12 protein-coding genes are annotated in these 19,169 nt (G+C 33.6%); 11 read left to right on the top strand and 1 reads right to left on the bottom strand.

Annotated elements, in window-relative coordinates:
• The first annotated feature begins 5 nt into the window (after nucleotides 1-5).
• Both nusA and infB read left to right on the top strand, forming a co-directional pair.
• Nucleotides 6-1,259, top strand: a complete 1,254-nt coding sequence (gene nusA / locus HNP99_RS01745; protein WP_173850645.1) for a transcription termination factor NusA — start codon at nucleotides 6-8, stop codon at nucleotides 1,257-1,259.
• 48 nt (nucleotides 1,260-1,307) lie between these two features.
• Nucleotides 1,308-4,244: a translation initiation factor IF-2 gene (infB, locus tag HNP99_RS01740; protein WP_173850643.1), complete on the top strand. Its 2,937-nt coding sequence runs from the start codon at nucleotides 1,308-1,310 to the stop codon at nucleotides 4,242-4,244.
• A 1,872-nt stretch (nucleotides 4,245-6,116) separates the two neighbouring features.
• Here infB and HNP99_RS01735 read toward each other — a convergent pair.
• A complete protein-coding gene (locus HNP99_RS01735) occupies nucleotides 6,117-6,506 on the bottom strand; it encodes an SPOR domain-containing protein (RefSeq protein ID WP_173850641.1) in 390 nt (129 codons plus the stop codon).
• A 217-nt stretch (nucleotides 6,507-6,723) separates the two neighbouring features.
• Between HNP99_RS01735 and HNP99_RS01730 the strand changes: the two genes are divergently transcribed.
• The 9 genes from HNP99_RS01730 (at nucleotide 6,724) to ruvB (ending at nucleotide 19,146) form a co-directional block, all read left to right on the top strand.
• Nucleotides 6,724-8,043, top strand: a complete 1,320-nt coding sequence (locus HNP99_RS01730; RefSeq protein WP_173850639.1) for a cytochrome c3 family protein — start codon at nucleotides 6,724-6,726, stop codon at nucleotides 8,041-8,043.
• A gap of 32 nt (nucleotides 8,044-8,075) precedes the next feature.
• A complete protein-coding gene (locus tag HNP99_RS01725) occupies nucleotides 8,076-11,129 on the top strand; it encodes a TAT-variant-translocated molybdopterin oxidoreductase (protein ID WP_173850637.1) in 3,054 nt (1,017 codons plus the stop codon).
• Nucleotides 11,130-11,166: 37 nt separating this feature from the next.
• Nucleotides 11,167-12,570, top strand: a complete 1,404-nt coding sequence (gene nrfD / locus HNP99_RS01720) for an NrfD/PsrC family molybdoenzyme membrane anchor subunit (RefSeq protein ID WP_173850635.1) — start codon at nucleotides 11,167-11,169, stop codon at nucleotides 12,568-12,570.
• The gene (locus HNP99_RS01715) at nucleotides 12,563-13,087 is read left to right on the top strand and encodes a DUF3341 domain-containing protein (protein WP_173850633.1); all 525 of its coding nucleotides are present in this window, start codon (nucleotides 12,563-12,565) and stop codon (nucleotides 13,085-13,087) included. The genes nrfD and HNP99_RS01715 overlap by 8 nt, the downstream gene beginning before the upstream one ends.
• A gap of 7 nt (nucleotides 13,088-13,094) precedes the next feature.
• Entirely contained in the window at nucleotides 13,095-13,640 is a 546-nt protein-coding gene (locus HNP99_RS01710; RefSeq protein ID WP_173850631.1) for a c-type cytochrome, read from the top strand.
• Between the two features lie 27 nt (nucleotides 13,641-13,667).
• On the top strand, nucleotides 13,668-15,038 hold the full coding sequence (locus HNP99_RS01705; protein WP_173850629.1) for a quinol:cytochrome C oxidoreductase: 1,371 nt from the start codon (nucleotides 13,668-13,670) through the stop codon (nucleotides 15,036-15,038).
• 19 nt (nucleotides 15,039-15,057) lie between these two features.
• On the top strand, nucleotides 15,058-16,218 hold the full coding sequence (locus tag HNP99_RS01700) for a cytochrome c oxidase subunit II (RefSeq protein WP_173850627.1): 1,161 nt from the start codon (nucleotides 15,058-15,060) through the stop codon (nucleotides 16,216-16,218).
• Nucleotides 16,219-16,246: 28 nt separating this feature from the next.
• A complete protein-coding gene (locus HNP99_RS01695) occupies nucleotides 16,247-18,043 on the top strand; it encodes a cytochrome c oxidase subunit I (RefSeq protein WP_173850625.1) in 1,797 nt (598 codons plus the stop codon).
• 80 nt (nucleotides 18,044-18,123) lie between these two features.
• Nucleotides 18,124-19,146 carry a Holliday junction branch migration DNA helicase RuvB gene (ruvB, locus tag HNP99_RS01690; RefSeq protein WP_173850623.1) on the top strand — a complete coding sequence of 341 codons (1,023 nt, stop codon included), beginning with the start codon at nucleotides 18,124-18,126 and terminating at the stop codon, nucleotides 19,144-19,146.
• The last annotated feature ends 23 nt before the right edge of the window (nucleotides 19,147-19,169 follow it).

Here is a 19,169-nt window from a genome sequence, read left to right as displayed (position 1 = left end):
TTCGCATGGAAAATTTAGCATTAATCGATTCATTCTCAGAGTTTAAAGATGATAAACTTATTGATCGTGTAACGCTTATGGCAATTTTGGAAGATGTATTTAGAAATGCATTGAAGAAAAAATACGGTTCAGACGATAATTTCGATATCATTATCAATCCTGATAAAGGGGATATGGAGATTTGGAGAAGAAGAGTAATTGTTGCGGACGAAGATTTAGATTTTGAAAACGAAGAAATTACGTTAACAGAGGCAAGAAAAATTGAAGCGGATTTTGAAATTGGTGAAGAAGTTTCTGAAGAAGTTAAATTAATTGATTTAGGAAGAAGAGCAATTTTGGCTTTACGCCAAAACCTTATTTCTAAAATTCATGAACATGATAATACAAATCTTTACAAACAATTTAAAGATTTAATTGGAGAGATATATACAGCCGAAGTGCATCACGTAAGACCAAGAGTGGTTATATTAGTTGATGACGAAGGAAATGAAATTGTTTTACCAAAAGAAAAACAAATACCTTCTGACTTTTTCCGTAAAGGAGATAATGTTAGAGGAATTATTGAAAGCGTTGAATTAAAAGGGAATAAACCTCAAATTATTATGTCTAGAACTTCTGAGAAGTTTTTAGAGAAATTATTTGAACAAGAAATTCCTGAAGTTTTTGACGGTTTAATTATGGTTAAAAATGTAGTAAGAATTCCAGGTGAAAAAGCAAAAGTAGCTGTAGAAACTTATGACGATAGAATTGATCCTGTAGGTGCTTGTGTAGGTATGAAAGGATCACGTATTCACGGTATTGTGCGTGAATTAGGAAATGAAAATATAGATGTTATTAATTATACTAGTAACATTCAATTGTTTATCACAAGAGCTTTAAGCCCTGCAAAAGTTTCTTCGATTAAAATTAACGAAGAAGCAAAAAGAGCAGATGTTTTCTTGAAATTAGAAGAGGTTTCTAAAGCAATTGGTAGAGGAGGTCACAACATTAGATTAGCTGGTCTATTGACAGGTTATGAACTTGATGTAATTCGTGAAGGTGATGTTGCCGGTGCTACTGCAGATGAAGATGATGTTGAGTTGACAGAATTTTCAGATGAGATAGAAGAATGGGTTATAGATGAATTTGCAAAAATTGGTTTAGATACTGCAAAAAGTATCCTAAAACAAGATGTAGAAGATTTAGTAAGAAGAACGGACCTAGAAGAGGAAACTATTCTAGATGTAATGAGAATATTGAAGGAAGAATTTGATAGTTAATCTATGCTTCTAACAACACAACGAAAAAGGTAATAATAAAAAGGTTTTATGTCTGAAGAGAGAATTATTAGAATAAACAAAGTTTTAAGGGAATTGAATATTTCTTTGGAAAGAGCTGTGGATTATCTAAAAGATAAAGGAATTGCTATTGAAGCAAATCCAAACACAAAAATTTCTGATGATGTATACAATGTTCTGTGCGGTCAATTTGCAGGTGACAGAGGGAAAAAAGAAGCTTCAAAAGAAGTAGGAGAAGAGAAAAGAAAAGAGAAAGAAGCTTTGCGTGTGGAGCGAGAAAAAGAGATAGAGGATAAACGCAAGCATGATGAAGAGGTTCTTAAACAACAACAAGAAGTTATCAAAGCGAGAGCGGTAGTAACAGGTCCTGTTCAAGTTGGTAAGATTGATCTTAATCCAAAAAAAGCAGCGCCAGTAAAAGCGAATGTAGAGAAATCTGCAGAAGCTACTAAAGCGCCAGCTCCTGTTGAAAAACCAGCTCCAAAAGAGCCAGTACAAGACAAACCTGTTTCAGATAAAAAAGAAGTAAAACCTACTGTTGAAGTTAAAGAAGCTAAGAAAGAGGAAAAAGTAGCAACTCCAAAAGCAGCCCCTGTTGCAAAAGAGACTGTGAAAAAAGAAGCTCCTGAAGTTAAAGCAACTCCAAAAGCAGAGGTAACTGAAAAAGTAGTAGCAGCCCCAGCAGCAGATGCAACGCCAAAAGGTGAAGAAACTCCTGCAGAAGAAGCAATTGCTACACAGTATCAAAAATTATCAGGAACTAAACTTACTGGTCAAACTATTGACTTGTCTCAGTTTAATAAACCTAAAAAGAAAAAAGAAGAGCCTAAAATTACTCCTAATAAGCCAGGTGCTGCAGGAGCTAATAATGCTAATAAAAATAAACGTAAAAGAATTGCTCCTAAACCGGGCACGCCAAGACCTCCTGGAGTTCCTGGTGCACCTAATCCTAACAAGATTACTCCTAATACTGGAGGTGGTGGTTATAATGCTAATAGAAGTTCTAGACCTGGATTCGTTAAAGGAAACAGACCTGCTATTGTTGCAAAAGTAGAGCCAACGGAAGAGGAAGTTAAAAACCAAATTCGTGAGACTTTAGAAAAATTACAAGGTAAAAAAGGTGGTAAATCTAAAGCGGCAAAATACAGAAGAGACAAAAGAGATACGCACCGTCAAAAATCGGATGAGGAGCAAAGAGCAATAGACGAAGGAAGTAAAACTATTAAGGTTACTGAGTTTGTTACTGTTGGTGAAATAGCTATCATGATGGATGTGCCAATTACTAAAGTTATTGGAACTTGTATGTCTCTAGGAATCATGGTTACCATGAACCAACGTCTTGATGCAGAAACATTGACAATTGTTGCTGATGAGTTTGGTTATGAAGTTGAATTCATTACCGTAGACATTGAAGAAGCAATTACTGTTGTTGAAGATAAAGAAGAAGATTTAGTATTTAGAGCGCCTATTGTTACTGTGATGGGTCACGTTGATCACGGTAAAACATCTTTACTAGATTACATTCGTAAAGAAAATGTTATTGCAGGGGAATCTGGAGGAATTACACAGCATATTGGTGCCTACGGAGTAACTTTAGATAACGGACAAAAAATTGCATTCCTTGATACACCTGGTCACGAGGCGTTTACCGCTATGCGTGCTCGTGGAGCTCAAGTTACAGATATCGCTATTATTGTGATTGCAGCTGATGATGACATCATGCCACAAACAAAAGAAGCTATCAGTCATGCACAAGCAGCTGGAGTTCCTATTATTTTCGCAATCAATAAGGTGGATAAACCTAATGCAAATCCAGAGAAAATTAAAGAAAGGTTAGCAAGTATGAATTTACTTGTAGAAGACTGGGGTGGGAAATTCCAATCTCATGATATTTCTGCAAAAGTTGGAACTGGAGTAAAAGAATTATTAGAAAAAGTATTACTTGAAGCAGAGGTTTTAGATTTAAAATCTAATCCAGATAAATTTGCTCAAGGAACTGTAGTTGAAGCTTTCCTTGATAAAGGTAAAGGATACGTATCTACAATATTAGTACAACATGGTACGCTTAAAATTGGTGACTATATGTTAGCAGGTAAGCATCATGGTAAGATTAAAGCAATGCACGATGAAAGAGGGAATTCTGTTCTAGTTGCAGGTCCATCTACACCAGTATCAGTTTTAGGTCTTGATGGTGCGGCTACTGCAGGTGATAAGTTCAATATTTTTGAAGACGAAAAAGAGGCTAAACAAATTGCTGCTAAACGTTCTCAATTAATGCGTGAACAATCTGTACGTACACAACGTCATATTACGCTAGATGAAATTGGTCGTCGTATTGCATTAGGTCAGTTTAAAGAATTAAATGTGATCCTTAAAGGAGATGTTGATGGTTCTGTTGAAGCATTATCTGATTCATTCTCTAAATTGTCTACTGAAGAAATCCAAATTAACATCATTCATAAAGGTGTTGGAGCGATTACTGAAACTGACGTTATGTTGGCTTCTGCTTCTGATGCTATTATTATTGGATTTAATGTTCGTCCTGCTGGAAATGCGAGACAACTTGCTGACAAGGAAGAAATCGATATCCGTTACTATTCTATTATCTATGCAGCAATCGATGACTTGAAAGATGCAATGGAAGGAATGTTAGCTCCTGAAATGAAAGAAGAAATTCTTGGAACTGCAGAAATTAGAGAGATATTCAAAATCTCTAAAGTGGGTTCTATCGCAGGTTGTATGGTTACTGATGGTAAAATTACTCGTAACGCTAAGATCAGAGTTATTAGAGACGGTGTTGTTGTTCACGCAGGTGAGTTAGTAGCATTAAAACGTTTCAAAGACGATGTGAAAGAAGTTGCAAAAGGATATGATTGTGGTATCCAAATTAAAGGATACAACGACATCGAAGAAAGAGATGTTATTGAATCATACCATGAAGTTGCTATTAAAAAGAAATTGAAATAAAATTTAATTCTTTATATATTTGAAAAAATCCCGATTCGTCGGGATTTTTTGCGTTTAAAGTGTAATTTGTAGCTTTTTTATCCTTTAAATGATTATGACGTATTGCTGGTATTTCAGTAATAAATAAAAAATAGTAAAACAGCAGATGAATTTATAAATATGCTCATTAATAACGTATGACAGTTTATCTTAGTTTTTTTAAATTGAGTTTTTATAGCTTTTAAGTAAGAATTATAAAATGTTCTTGCTATTGTCCTTAATGTAACTATATTGCTATTTAAGATGGTTTGGGTTATCATGCATAGACTATTTATAATACAATCTAATTATCAGTTTGAGTGGAGTAGAGTGTTTTTATTGTAAATCGACTGTATTATGTTTATGTATGTATAAAAGGCGCGTAGTCTTCAAAAATTTCAACTGAATTGTTATGACCAATCTATTTAAATCTTCAAATCTGTGTGCAAGTTCTTTTATTACTCAATGCGGACAATCATATGTTTCTATTCAATTAGAATATGAGTGCAAATTATTATTGCTTGTGGTTGCTGTTACTTATCTTTTATTTGTTTAAAGAAATTGATTCCCCTGCTTTTATAGGAAAGAATAAAAATGATATTTTTTAAATATTATATCGATGTGATTAAAAAGGTATTATTGAATAACAAAAGCACTTGTTTATTTCGAAATAATATTAGGAGGTAGTGATGGGGGTATTATGTAATTGTAAAACACATAAACATTATTAATCATTTGTTAGTGTATTCTGTTTAATCAATGTTGATGTCTAAAATAGGTCGTGAGGGACTAATTTAATTCGTTTTTAATAGTGTTCGCTATACAATTGTAGCGGTAATTTAAATTTGCTACGCAAGCTGTCTACAAAGGAGTCCAATTGTAAGTTTGAGCATGTTTGATAATTATTATCAGATATCGACTGGCAAAATATTATAGCATTAGTTTGTCCAAGATTGTGCTGCTTTTGTTGTAAATAAAATATAATTAATAACGTTTTTTTAAAGAATATTTTCTTAATCCGTTATTAGAGCTAGATAGTTTTTGGGTGTGTCTTTTGTATTTAAAATAATTATTTAGATTCTGTATATACTTTCAGGATGTAGGTGAAAATACAGGAATTTATTTATTTTATTGTAGCTGTAGATATGTGTGAAAATTAGAATTTTGCTTCTGTGTTTAGTAGTTTGTTTTCTTAACTCTTGTGTGAAATAATCCTATTCAATTTTTTTATGATAAGTTAGCGTGTCTTCAGAGTAATGATTATTCATTGCTCCGATATCCTGATGAGAGTGTTAGTTTTGAAATTTATTATATTGATTTTGTAAATAAAAAGATTAGTTTAAAGATAATCAACTTTCTAGATTTGGATTAACACAAAAGGAAATAGTTCAATATTGCTCTAATGAAATAGGGAGCTTTTTCAATGCTAGAGAATATGAAAGTAAGTTACCTAATTGAGGCTGTTGAAATTATGATCAAGAGATACTCCCTTTTTATATCAGTGACGAATTAGTTGTTATTGGTGAATTCGATTTAATTGTAATTAGTTTTTTAAATAAATTTAAAGCCAATCGAAAAGATATATTTAAGGGAAAATCATTTAAAGTAACGCTATTTATTTAAATGAAGAATGTTTAGTTTTTACAAATAGCAGTGCTTTCTATGTCATTCGTAAGTTTTTTCTTTTTTAAAGTAAAATCGAGATCTCAGTTTTAATGTTGTTTCTTTTAGTCGTAAGTAAAGGTTATAATTAATCGATATTTTGTTGATTTTAGAAATTTCAAATAATTTATAGACTAAAAAAAAAGCCACTATCATGATGAAGTAGCTTTTTTTTGAATTTAATTTATAAATTTATTTTTGTGGCTTAATTATAAAAGCATTAGAGTATTTGTCTTTAATTTCTTCTAGATTTCTTTCGGCTTCAATTCTAGTTCTAAAGTTACCAATCCATACTTTATAATTAGGTGTATTGAAAACAATTGTGCCGTCTAGCTCTTTAAATTGCTGTTTACAATCATATAAAGCTCTTTTAGACTTTTCACTATCACCGCTAAATACTTGGATTTTATAGCGATCATTGATAGAAACAGAGGAATTTATTTTTCTTTTTTCACTTAATAATTGTTCAAAGCGGGCATCTTGCTTAATGTTAATATTTTGGACCTGAGCTTGTAATGTTCCAGCGGTAATACAAATTAGAAAAGATACAAATAAGGTTGTTTTAATGGGTATGATTCTCATAACGTGATGGTTTTTAAGCAAAAATAGTATTTAATGAATGAATCTAAAAGCAAATTATTATTTAGAATTAATATAAATTGAAATTAAGACTATTTTAAGGTTTTGAGAATAGTTCATAAGTCGTATTTTTGTCGAAGTTTAAAATAAAGGAACGGTCTAACTGTAATTATTTATAGAGAAAACTGTGCCAATTTTTAGTAGATAATCATTATATTTTATGAAAAAGGTGGGTAACCATAATTCGATCTCAAGGAAACTATTGTTCAGCTTTACTTTAATGCTGGCATTTTCCTTTACTTCATTTGCACAAGATGCTGCTCCTGCAGCTGCAACTGAGGCTCCTGCGGCTGCGCCAAGTGCTGACCCTGTTAAAGGAAAGGAACTTTTTAATTCAAACTGTGCTGCATGTCACAAGTTAGACGCTAAGTCTACTGGACCGGCTCTTAGGGGTATTGCAGAGAAACATGAAATGGCATGGATCTACAAGTGGGTTCATAATAGCTCTGACATGATTAAGTCAGGTGATGCTGCTGCTGTTAAGGTTTTTGAAGAAAACAATAAAGCAGTAATGACTCCATTTCCTCAATTATCAGAAGGCGATATAGATAATATTATTGCTTACACATCAGAAGTAAAGGCTGAAGCTCCTGCTCCACTACCTGGAACTGCTGTTGCTGGTACTGCTGATCAAAGTGGTGTTTCTAATAGTATTATTTTAGGTGCTTTAGCTCTTGTTATGTTGATGTTAGTTGTTATGTTATTCCTTGTGAATAATGTCTTAACTAAAGTAGCAAAATCAAACGGAATTGAAGTAACTTCAAAAACACCAACAACACCAATATGGAAAGCTTTTGCTAAAAATCAATTTTTGGTTTTAGTTACTGCTATTTTCTTATTGCTTGCAAGTGCGTACTTCGTGTATGGCTTCTTAATGCAAGTAGGTGTAGATCAAAACTACGAGCCAATTCAGCCAATTCATTATTCTCACAGGATTCATGCTGGTGATAATGAAATCAACTGTAAGTATTGTCACTCTGCGGCTAGAGTTAGTAAAAACGCTGGTATTCCTTCTTTAAATGTTTGTATGAATTGTCATAAGAATATTGCTGAAGTTGCTGAAACAACTGCTACTCCTGAGTACAGTAAAGCTTTTTACGATGAACAAATCCAAAAATTATATACTGCTGTAGGTTGGGATAAAACTACACAGTCTTATACTGGAAAAACACAACCTGTAAAATGGGTTCGTATTCATAACTTGCCTGATTTTGTTTATTTCAATCACTCACAACACGTAACTGTTGCAGGAGTTGAATGTCAAACTTGTCACGGTCCTGTTGAAACTTACGAGATTCAAAAACAGTTTGCTCCTTTAACAATGGGATGGTGTATTAATTGCCATAGAAAAACCGATGTTAAAATGGAAGGAAACGAATATTATACTAAAATTCACGAAGAGCTTTCTAAGAAATACGGTGTAGACAAATTGACTGCAGCGCAAATGGGAGGTTTAGAATGCGGTAAATGCCACTATTAATCAAATTATTAAGATTTTAATATTTATATACAATGTCATCAAACAAAAAATACTGGAAAAGTGTTGAGGAACTTGAAAATGGTTCTATTGTTGAGGCGCTTAGAAATAACGAATTTGTTGAAGCAATTCCTACTGATGAGTTTTTAGGAAATGATGATGCTATGTCATCTTCTTCAACATCACGTCGTGATTTTTTAAAGTACGTAGGGTTTAGTACTGCTGCAGCTACACTTGCAGCATGCGAAGGTCCTGTGAACAAGTCGATACCTTATGTATTACAGCCAGAACAAATCATTCCTGGAGTAGCTGATTATTATGCTACTTCTGTTTTTGATGGTTTTGATTTTGCAAATCTTCTTGTTAAAACACGTGAAGGGCGTCCTATTAAAATAGATAATAATACTATTTCAGGAGCGAAATTTGCAGCTAATGCAAGAATTCATGCGTCTATATTATCATTATATGATAATATGCGTTTGAAGGAACCTAAAATTGACGGGAAAAATGCAACTTGGTCAGCAGTTGATGCTAAAGTTAAATCAAGTTTAGCAGATGCTAAGTCAAAAGGTGGTCAAGTTGTGTTATTAACAAATACATTAGCAAGTCCTTCTACTGAAAAATTAATTGGCGAATTTATAGCTTTGAATCCTACAGCTAAACATGTAGTTTATGATGCTGTTTCTTCTTCTGAAGCTTTAGATGCTTTCGAAACTGTTTACGGTGAAAGAGCTTTAGTTGATTACGATTTTTCAAAAGCTTCTTTAATCGTTTCTGTTGGGGCTGACTTCTTAGGAGACTGGCAAGGTGGTGGATATGATTCAGGATATGCTAAGGGTAGGATTCCACAAAACGGAAAGATGTCACGTCATTTTCAGTTAGAAGCAAACATGACTTTGTCAGGAGCTGCTGCTGATAAACGTTTAGCGATGTCTGTTGCGAATCAAAAGCAAGCTTTAGTTCAAATATATAATATAGTTATTGGAGCAGCTGTTCCAGTAACATTAGATGCTAAGTTTAAAACTGAAGTTGTAAAAGCGGCTCAACAGTTAAAAGCTGCTGGTGCAAATGGAGTTTTAGTCTCAGGTATTCAAGATAAAAATGCACAATTATTAGTTTTGGCTATTAATCAAGCATTAGGAAGTACTGCTTATAGTACTTCTGGTACAAGACAAATTAGAAAAGGATCTAACGAAAAAGTGGCTCAATTGATAAATGATATGAAAGCCGGAAGCGTTCATACATTAATTATGAGTGGTGTTAATCCTGTATATACTTTAGCTGATTCAGCATCATTTGTTGCAGGGCTTAAAAAAGTAAAAACATCAGTAGCTTTTTCTTTAAAAGAAGATGAAACTGCTTTAATGAGTACAGTTGCTGCAGCTGTGCCACATTATTTAGAATCGTGGGGTGATTTAAGTCTTACTAGAGGGACTTATAGTTTAACACAACCTACAATTCGTCCATTATTCGATACTAAACAATTTCAAGACGTTTTAATGTCTTTGAATGGTATGTCGGGTACTTTTTATGACTATGTAAAAGCAAATGCTTCAGGAACGGTTACTGGTACTACATGGAATAAAGTATTACATGATGGTGTTTTTGTATCTGAATCTCAAGTTTTATCTGGAGGAAACGCTGATTATGCTACTGCTGCAAATGCTTTAGCAAAATCAAAAGCTTCTCAAGGATTTGAATTAGTTTTATATACCAAAACAGGAATGGGTGATGGTCAACAAGCAAACAATCCTTGGTTGCAAGAGTTTCCAGATCCAATTACTAGAGTTTCATGGGATAATTATATAACTGTTTCTAATGCTGATGCAAAAGAGATGGGAATGACAAATGAAATTGTTGCTAATGGTGGTTTGAATGGTAGTTATGCTACAGTAACAACTGCTGATGGTATTAAGTTAGAAAACGTTCCGGTAATTGTTCAACCAGGACAAGCGGTAGGAACTGTTGGATTAGCTTTAGGGTATGGTCGCAAGGCTGCTCTTAAAGAAGAAATGATGGTAGGTATAAATGCTTACTCTTTATATAAAGGTTTCAATGATGTACAAGCGATTACTTTAGAAAAAGCTTCTGGAGATCATGAATTTGCTTGTGTTCAAGGACAAAAAACATTAATGGGTAGAGGAGATATCATCAAAGAAACTACTTTGGAGATATTTAATACTAAAGATGCTAAAGTTTGGAATGAAGTTCCAATGGTATCTTTGAACCATGAAGAAGTAGAAGCTACTACAGTTGATTTATGGGATACATTTGATCGTTCAATAGGACATCATTTTAATCTTTCAATTGACTTAAATGCTTGTACAGGTTGTGGGGCTTGTGTTATCGCTTGTCACGCCGAAAATAATGTGCCTGTTGTAGGTAAGTCAGAGATTAGGAGAAGTCGCGATATGCACTGGTTGCGTATTGATAGATACTACTCTTCTGAAAGCACTTTTGCAGGAGATAATGAAAGAAAAGAGAATATTAAAGGATTGTCTAGTTCATTGTCTACTTTTAATGAAATGGAAAAAGCGGGAGATAATCCTCAAGTTTCTTTTCAACCAGTAATGTGTCAACATTGTAATCATGCTCCTTGTGAGACTGTTTGTCCTGTTGCAGCAACATCTCATAGTCGCCAAGGTCAAAACCACATGGCGTACAATAGATGTGTTGGTACGCGTTACTGTGCAAATAACTGCCCTTACAAAGTGCGTCGTTTTAACTGGTTCTTGTATAACAAAAACAGTGAATTCGATTATCACATGAATGATGATTTAGGACGTATGGTATTAAATCCAGATGTAAACGTTCGTTCTCGTGGTGTTATGGAAAAATGTTCAATGTGTATTCAAATGACACAAGCAACTATTCTTAAGGCTAAAAGAGAAGGTAGATCAATTGTTGATGGAGAATTTCAAACTGCATGTTCAAATGCTTGTTCTACTGGAGCAATGGTTTTTGGAGATGTTAATGATACCAAAAGTCAAGTGACAAAATTGGCTGCAGATGATAGAATGTATCATTTGTTGGAACATGTTGGAACTAAGCCTAATGTGATTTATCATGTTAAAGTTAGAAATACCTAGTAAAAAAAATTATTAATAAGAAACAATATAAAGGATTATGTCGTCTCACTACGAAGCAACCATTAGAAAACCTTTAGTTATAGGTGATAAAACTTATCACGACGTAACAGTAGATATTGCTGCACCTGTTGAAGGTAAAGCAAATAAACATTGGTGGATTGTATTTTCAATTGCACTAACTGCTTTCCTTTGGGGAATAGGTTGTATTATTTACACAGTATCTACAGGTATTGGAACATGGGGATTAAATAAAACTGTTGGATGGGCCTGGGATATCACTAACTTTGTTTGGTGGGTAGGTATTGGTCACGCAGGAACACTAATTTCCGCCGTTCTATTATTATTCCGTCAGCGATGGAGAATGGCAATTAACCGTTCTGCAGAAGCAATGACAATTTTCTCAGTTGTGCAAGCGGGTTTATTCCCAATTATACACATGGGACGTCCATGGTTAGCGTATTGGGTTCTCCCAATTCCAAATCAATTTGGATCCCTTTGGGTTAACTTTAACTCCCCATTACTTTGGGATGTATTTGCAATTTCAACGTATTTATCGGTATCATTAGTTTTCTGGTGGACTGGATTATTACCTGATTTTGCAATGCTTAGAGATAGAGCAATTACCCCTTTTAATAAGAGAGTTTACTCTATACTAAGTTTTGGATGGAGTGGTAGAGCTAAAGATTGGCAACGTTTTGAAGAAGTTTCTTTGGTTCTTGCAGGTTTAGCAACACCTCTTGTACTTTCTGTACATACGATTGTATCGATGGATTTTGCTACTTCTGTTATACCAGGATGGCATACAACAATCTTCCCTCCATACTTTGTTGCTGGTGCAGTATTCTCTGGTTTTGCAATGGTAAATACTTTACTTATTATTATGAGAAAAGTGTCTAATCTTGAATCGTATATTACAGTACAGCATATTGAACTAATGAACATTGTAATTATGATTACAGGTTCTATTGTGGGAGTTGCTTATATCACTGAGTTGTTTGTAGCATGGTATTCTGGAGTTGAATATGAGCAATATGCTTTCTTAAATAGAGCGACTGGACCATACTGGTGGGCATATTTATTAATGATGTCATGTAATGTTTTGTCTCCACAATTTATGTGGTTCAAAAAACTTAGAACTAGTATAATTTTTTCTTTTGTATTATCTATTGTGGTAAACATCGGAATGTGGTTTGAGCGTTTTGTAATTATTGTTACTTCATTACATAGAGATTATTTACCGTCTTCTTGGACAATGTTTTCACCAACATTTGTTGATATTGGTATTTTTATTGGAACAATTGGTTTCTTCTTTGTGTTGTTTTTGTTATACTCTAGAACTTTCCCAGTGATTGCTCAAGCAGAGGTTAAAACAATTTTGAAAGGAACAGGAGATAATTACAAAAGAGAAAGAGAAGCAAATAAAGATAGACATCATGAATAATAAAGTAATATACGCCATTTATAATGACGATGATATATTGATGGATGCGGTTAAGAAAACTAGAGCAGCTCATCATCATATTGAAGAAGTTTTTACACCATTCCCAGTTCACGGGTTGGACAAAGCGATGGGACTTGCTCCTTCTAGATTGGCTATTTGTTCATTCATCTATGGATGTATTGGAATTACATTTGCTACATTGATGATGAATTTTATTATGATTCAAGACTGGCCACAAGATATTGGCGGAAAGCCGAGTTTCAGTTTTATTCAAAATATGCCAGCTTTCGTTCCAATTATGTTTGAAATGACTGTATTTTTTGCAGCACATTTAATGGTGCTTACTTTTTATATGAGAAGTAAATTATGGCCATTTAAGCAAGCAGAAAATCCTGATGTAAGAACTACAGATGATCACTTTTTAATGGAAATTTCCATTAATAATAATGAAGAAGAGTTAGTTTCTTTTTTCCAAAATACAGGAGCTGTAGAAGTTAAAGTAATAGAAAAGAATTAATTTAGATATGAAAACCGTATATAAAATAACACTATTATTTGGTATTACTATTTTAGTAGCATCATGCCACAATAATAAAGCGCCAAATTACCAATACTTTCCTAACATGTATGAGTCGGTAGGTTACGAAACCTACTCAGAGTCAAGTGCATTTAAGAATGGAAAAGAAGGGCAACTTCCTGCTCCAGGTACGATAAATAGAGGTTTTGAACCTTTCGAATATGAAAACACTACTGCGGGTTATGAGTTAGCTAAAGCTAATCTTGTTTCTCCTTTAGATTCATTAGATAGGAATTCTGATAAAGGAAAAGAGCTATTTGATATTTATTGTATTAGTTGTCATGGTGCAACTGGTAATGGAAAAGGAAAATTAGTAGAAAGAGAAAAATTTCTTGGGGTACCTAGTTATAAAGATAGGGTAATTACTGAAGGAAGTGTTTTCTTTGTAGTGACTTATGGTTTAAACTCAATGGGTTCACATGCAAATCAATTAAGTGCACATGAGCGTTGGTTAGTTGCTGACTATGTCCTTAAACTAAAAAGCCAATTATAATTGTTGAACAAACTGATCGTAATAGATATGTATACATTTTCAAGTAAATTAAAAACTCTTTCTTTCATCTTAATGGCCGTAGGTCTATTAGGTATAGGTTATGGTTTTTATAGTTCGCCAAAAGATATTCACGAAGTGGAAATTCTTTTAGCAGCAGAGAGTCATGGTGCTCATGGAGAAGCAGAGGCTCATGGAGAAACAGAAGCACATGGAGAAGCTAAGTCATCTGATGAAGCACACATGGAAACACCTACTCATGGCGGTACTGAAGCTAAGGCTTCGGCAGAACATGAGGAGCATTTAACACACGTTTTACACGAATTACAAAATAAACCTTGGGCTGCATTATATGTTGCTTGTATTTTCTTCTTGCTTATTGCAATGGGTGTACTTGCATTTTATGCAATTCAACAAGTAGCGCAAGCTGGTTGGTCTCCTGTATTGTTTAGAGTAATGCAAGGAATTACGGCTTATTTGCCATGGGGTTCTGTATTGTTCTTCATATTATTAATATTATGTGGATTGCATTTTAACCATTTATTTATTTGGTTGGATCCTGAAGTTGTCGCTCATGATAAACTTATTGCACAAAAATCAGGTTATTTAAATTTTCCTTTTTGGATAGTTAGAGCAGCTATATTTTTAATTGGTTGGAATCTTTACAGGTATTATTCAGCTAAAAACTGTTTAGCACAAGATGCAGCTTCTGATGATCTTTACTACAAAAAGAATTTCAAAATGTCTGCAGGTTTTCTTGTATTCTTTATTGTAACTGAATCAATAATGTCTTGGGATTGGATTATGTCTGTAGATCCTCACTGGTTTAGTACACTTTTTGGATGGTATGTATTTGCAAGCTTCTTCGTAAGCGGAATCACAATGATTGCTATGGTAACGGTATATTTAAAATCGAGAGGTTTCTTAGAATATGTTAATACAAGTCACATACATGATTTAGCTAAATTTATGTTTGGTATTAGTGTTTTTTGGACTTATTTATGGTTCTCTCAATTCATGTTAATTTGGTATGCAAATATTCCTGAAGAGATTACTTATTTTATTACAAGAATTCAATTATATAACTTACCTTTCTTTGGAGCTGTAGTTATGAATTTTGTTTTCCCTTTATTGATTTTAATAAATACTGATTTCAAAAGAATTACTTGGGTAATTGTGATGGCTGGTGTTGTTATTTTGGCAGGACATTATATTGATTTTTTCAATATGATTATGCCAGGTACAGTAGGAGATAAATGGTTTATTGGAGTTCCAGAAATTGCATCAGTTCTTTTCTTCCTTGGATTGTTTATTTTTACAGTGTTTACTGCATTAACTAAAGCTCCTTTGTTGCCAAAAAGAAATCCATTTATAGAAGAGAGTAAACATTTTCATTATTAATATTTAAAGAAAAAAACAGATGACAAGTTTGTTGGTAATTATAGTTTTAGTTTTATTAGCCGTTGCATTATGGCAATTGACGAAGATATTTGATCTTACTCAGGTAGGATCTCATTCGGACAGTTCAGAAGTAGCGAATGATAATGATAATAATGTTCAGGGATATTTAATGTTTGGCTTTCTTGCTTTCATTTATATTTTCTCAATATATGGTCTATTTGCTTGGGGAGGTTTAGTTTTACATACTCCTGCATCTGCACATGGTGTACTTGTAGATAGTTTAATGAATATCTCTTGGGTTCTTTTATTTATTGTTCAAGCAATAACACAAGTTTTATTACACTATTTTGCTTTTAAATATAGAGGTAAAAAGGGTCAAAAAGCTTTATATTTTGCTGACAACAATAAGTTAGAAGCTGTTTGGAGTATTATTCCAGCGGTAGTATTAGCGGGTCTTATATTGTACGGTCTTTATGCTTGGACAAATATTATGTTCATCGATGAAGAAGATGATACAATTGTTGTTGAGTTGTATGCTCAACAATTTAAATGGACTGCAAGATATGCTGGCGAAGACAATGTTTTAGGTAAAGCAAATGTTAGGTACATTGAAGGTATCAATACTTTAGGTGTAGATTTATCTGATCCTTATGCTCAAGATGATATTGTTGTTTCTGAGTTACACATACCTAAAGGAAAAAAGATACATTTCAAAATGAGATCTCAAGATGTTTTGCATTCAGCTTACATGCCTTACTTTAGAGCTCAAATGAACTGTGTTCCTGGAATGGTTACTGAATTTGCTTTTGAACCTACTTATACAACTTCTGAATATAGAGAGTTGCCATATATGGTTGAAAAAGTAGCACACATTAATGAATTAAGAGCTAAGAAAAGTATTGATTTAGTTGCTAAAGGTGGAACTGCTTTAGACCCTTATACTTTTGATTATTTACTTCTTTGTAATAAAATATGTGGGGCTTCTCATTACAACATGCAAATGAAGATTATTGTTGATACACCAGAGGATTATAAAAAATGGGTTGCTGAACAAGCTATCTTAGTTCAACAAGTTAAAGAATCTAATACTCCAGCTCCTGCAATAGCAGCAGTAGTTGCAACTAATGATTCTGTGAAAATAAAAGATACGATTGCTGTTTCTGTAATAGCAAAAAAATAATTATTAAGAAAATTTAAAGTATACATATATGTCAGCAGAAGCTCACGATCACGGACACGATCACGAACACGAACACCATCATAAAGAAACGTTCATTACTAAGTATATCTTTAGTATTGATCATAAGATGATTGCAAAACAGTACCTTATTACAGGTATTATTATGGGAATCATTGGTGTTGGTATGTCTATGCTTTTTAGAATGCAATTGGCATGGCCTGAGGAATCTTTTAAAATATTCAATATTTTACTTGGTGATAAATGGGCTCCTAACGGAGTTATGGCTAATGATATTTATTTATCTTTAGTAACAATACATGGTACTATAATGGTATTCTTTGTGTTAACAGCCGGTTTAAGTGGTACTTTTAGTAACTTACTTATTCCACTTCAAATTGGTGCACGCGATATGGCATCTGGTTTTATGAACATGATTTCTTATTGGTTATTCTTTTTATCAAGTGTAATCATGGTTGCATCCTTGTTCGTTGAATCAGGACCTGCAAATTCAGGTTGGACAATATATCCTCCTTTAAGTGCATTACCACAAGCTATTTCTGGTTCTGGATTAGGAATGACTTTATGGTTAGTTTCATTAGCTATTTTTATTGCATCTTCTTTAATGGGATCATTAAATTATATTGTTACTGTTATTAACTTAAGAACAAAAGGAATGTCTATGACAAGATTGCCTCTTACAATTTGGGCTTTCTTCGTTACTGCGATTATTGGTGTTGTTTCTTTTCCAGTTTTATTATCTGCAGCTTTATTGTTGATATTTGATAGAAGTTTTGGAACATCATTTTTCCTTTCTGATATCTATATTGCTGGTGAAGTTTTACATTACCAAGGTGGTTCTCCAGTTTTGTTTGAACACTTATTTTGGTTCTTAGGACATCCTGAAGTTTATATTGTATTATTACCTGCATTAGGTATAACATCTGAAGTTATCGCAACAAACTCTCGTAAACCAATTTTTGGTTACAGAGCGATGATTATGTCAATTCTTGCAATTGCATTCTTATCTACAATTGTTTGGGGTCACCATATGTTTGTATCAGGTATGAATCCATTTTTAGGTTCTGTTTTTACATTCACAACATTATTAATTGCAATTCCTTCTGCAGTAAAAGCATTTAATTATATCACAACATTATGGAAAGGTAACCTACAGTTAAATCCTGCTATGTTGTTTTCAATAGGTTTAGTTTCTACTTTCATCACTGGAGGTTTAACAGGAATTATTCTTGGAGATAGTACACTAGATATTAACGTTCACGATACGTATTTCGTAGTTGCTCACTTCCACTTAGTAATGGGTATATCTGCTCTTTACGGAATGTTTGCTGGTATTTACCACTGGTTCCCAAAAATGTTTGGAAGAATGTTGAATAAAAACTTAGGTTATGTTCACTTTTGGGTAACTGCAGTATGTGCTTATGGAGTTTTCTTCCCAATGCACTTTATTGGATTAGCTGGTTTACCAAGACGTTATTATACAAATACAAACTTTCCATTATTTGATGATTTGCAAAATGTAAATGTATTAATTACAACATTTGCTTTAATTGGTGGGGCGTTCCAACTGGTTTTCTTGTACAACTTCTTTAGCAGTATTTTTTACGGTAAAAAAGCAGTTCAAAATCCATGGAGATCAAATACATTAGAGTGGACTACTCCAGTAGAACATATTCATGGTAACTGGCCAGGAGAAATTCCAGAAGTGCACAGATGGCCTTATGACTACAGTAATCCAGCACATGAAGAAGACTTTGTTCCTCAAACTGTGCCAATGAAACCTGGTGAAGAAGTATTGCACCACTAGATTTTAAATATATTTAAAAATGCCTCTCTATTTTAGAGAGGCATTTTTATTTGCACACAACTTTATAGTATCTTTGTTATATGAATGAAAATTTAGACCCTACAACAAACGGGTACAATTCGGAAGAATTAGATCTTGAAAAAAAACTAAGACCCTTATCATTTGATGATTTTGCGGGTCAAGATCAGATATTAGAAAATCTAAAAGTTTTTGTAGCCGCAGCAAATCAAAGAAATGAAGCGCTTGATCATACCCTTTTTCATGGTCCTCCAGGTTTAGGTAAGACTACTTTAGCTAATATTCTTGCTAACGAATTAAATGTAGGAATTAAGATAACTTCGGGTCCCGTTTTAGATAAGCCTGGCGATTTAGCTGGACTTTTGACAAATCTTGAAGAAAGAGATGTTTTGTTTATTGATGAAATTCATAGACTAAGCCCTATTGTAGAAGAGTATTTGTACTCTGCCATGGAAGATTTTAAAATCGATATCATGATAGAATCAGGTCCTAATGCACGTACGGTACAAATAAATTTAAATCCATTTACATTAATTGGAGCAACAACGCGTTCAGGTTTATTAACGGCTCCTATGAGGGCGCGTTTTGGAATCGCATCTCGTTTACAATATTATACCACCGAGTTATTAACGTCTATCGTAGAGCGAAGCGCAAGTATTTTTAAAATGCCCATTTCTATGGAAGCAGCAGTAGAAATAGCTGGTAGAAGTCGAGGAACTCCGCGTATTGCTAATGCTTTATTACGTCGTGTGCGTGATTTTGCTCAAATAAAAGGAAACGGGACCATCGATATTGAAATCGCAAGATATGCATTAAAAGCGCTTAATGTTGATGCGCATGGTTTAGATGAAATGGACAATAAAATCCTGAATACAATTATAGATAAATTCAAAGGAGGCCCTGTGGGCTTGACTACTTTAGCGACTGCAGTTTCTGAAAGTAGCGAAACAATCGAAGAGGTTTATGAACCTTTCTTAATTCAAGAAGGTTTCCTTATGAGAACCCCAAGAGGTAGAGAAGTCACTGATAAAGCTTATCGTCACCTCGGAAAGATAAAAGCAAATATTCAAGGCGGATTATTTTAATTAGGAGCTATTTCCTGCTGTAC

Origin of the sequence: Flavobacterium gelidicaeli (assembly GCF_013294005.1) — a bacterium.
Classification (GTDB): domain Bacteria; phylum Bacteroidota; class Bacteroidia; order Flavobacteriales; family Flavobacteriaceae; genus Flavobacterium.
The sequence above is the reverse complement of the archived record's forward strand: the minus strand, read 5'-3'. Positions and strand labels throughout refer to the sequence as shown.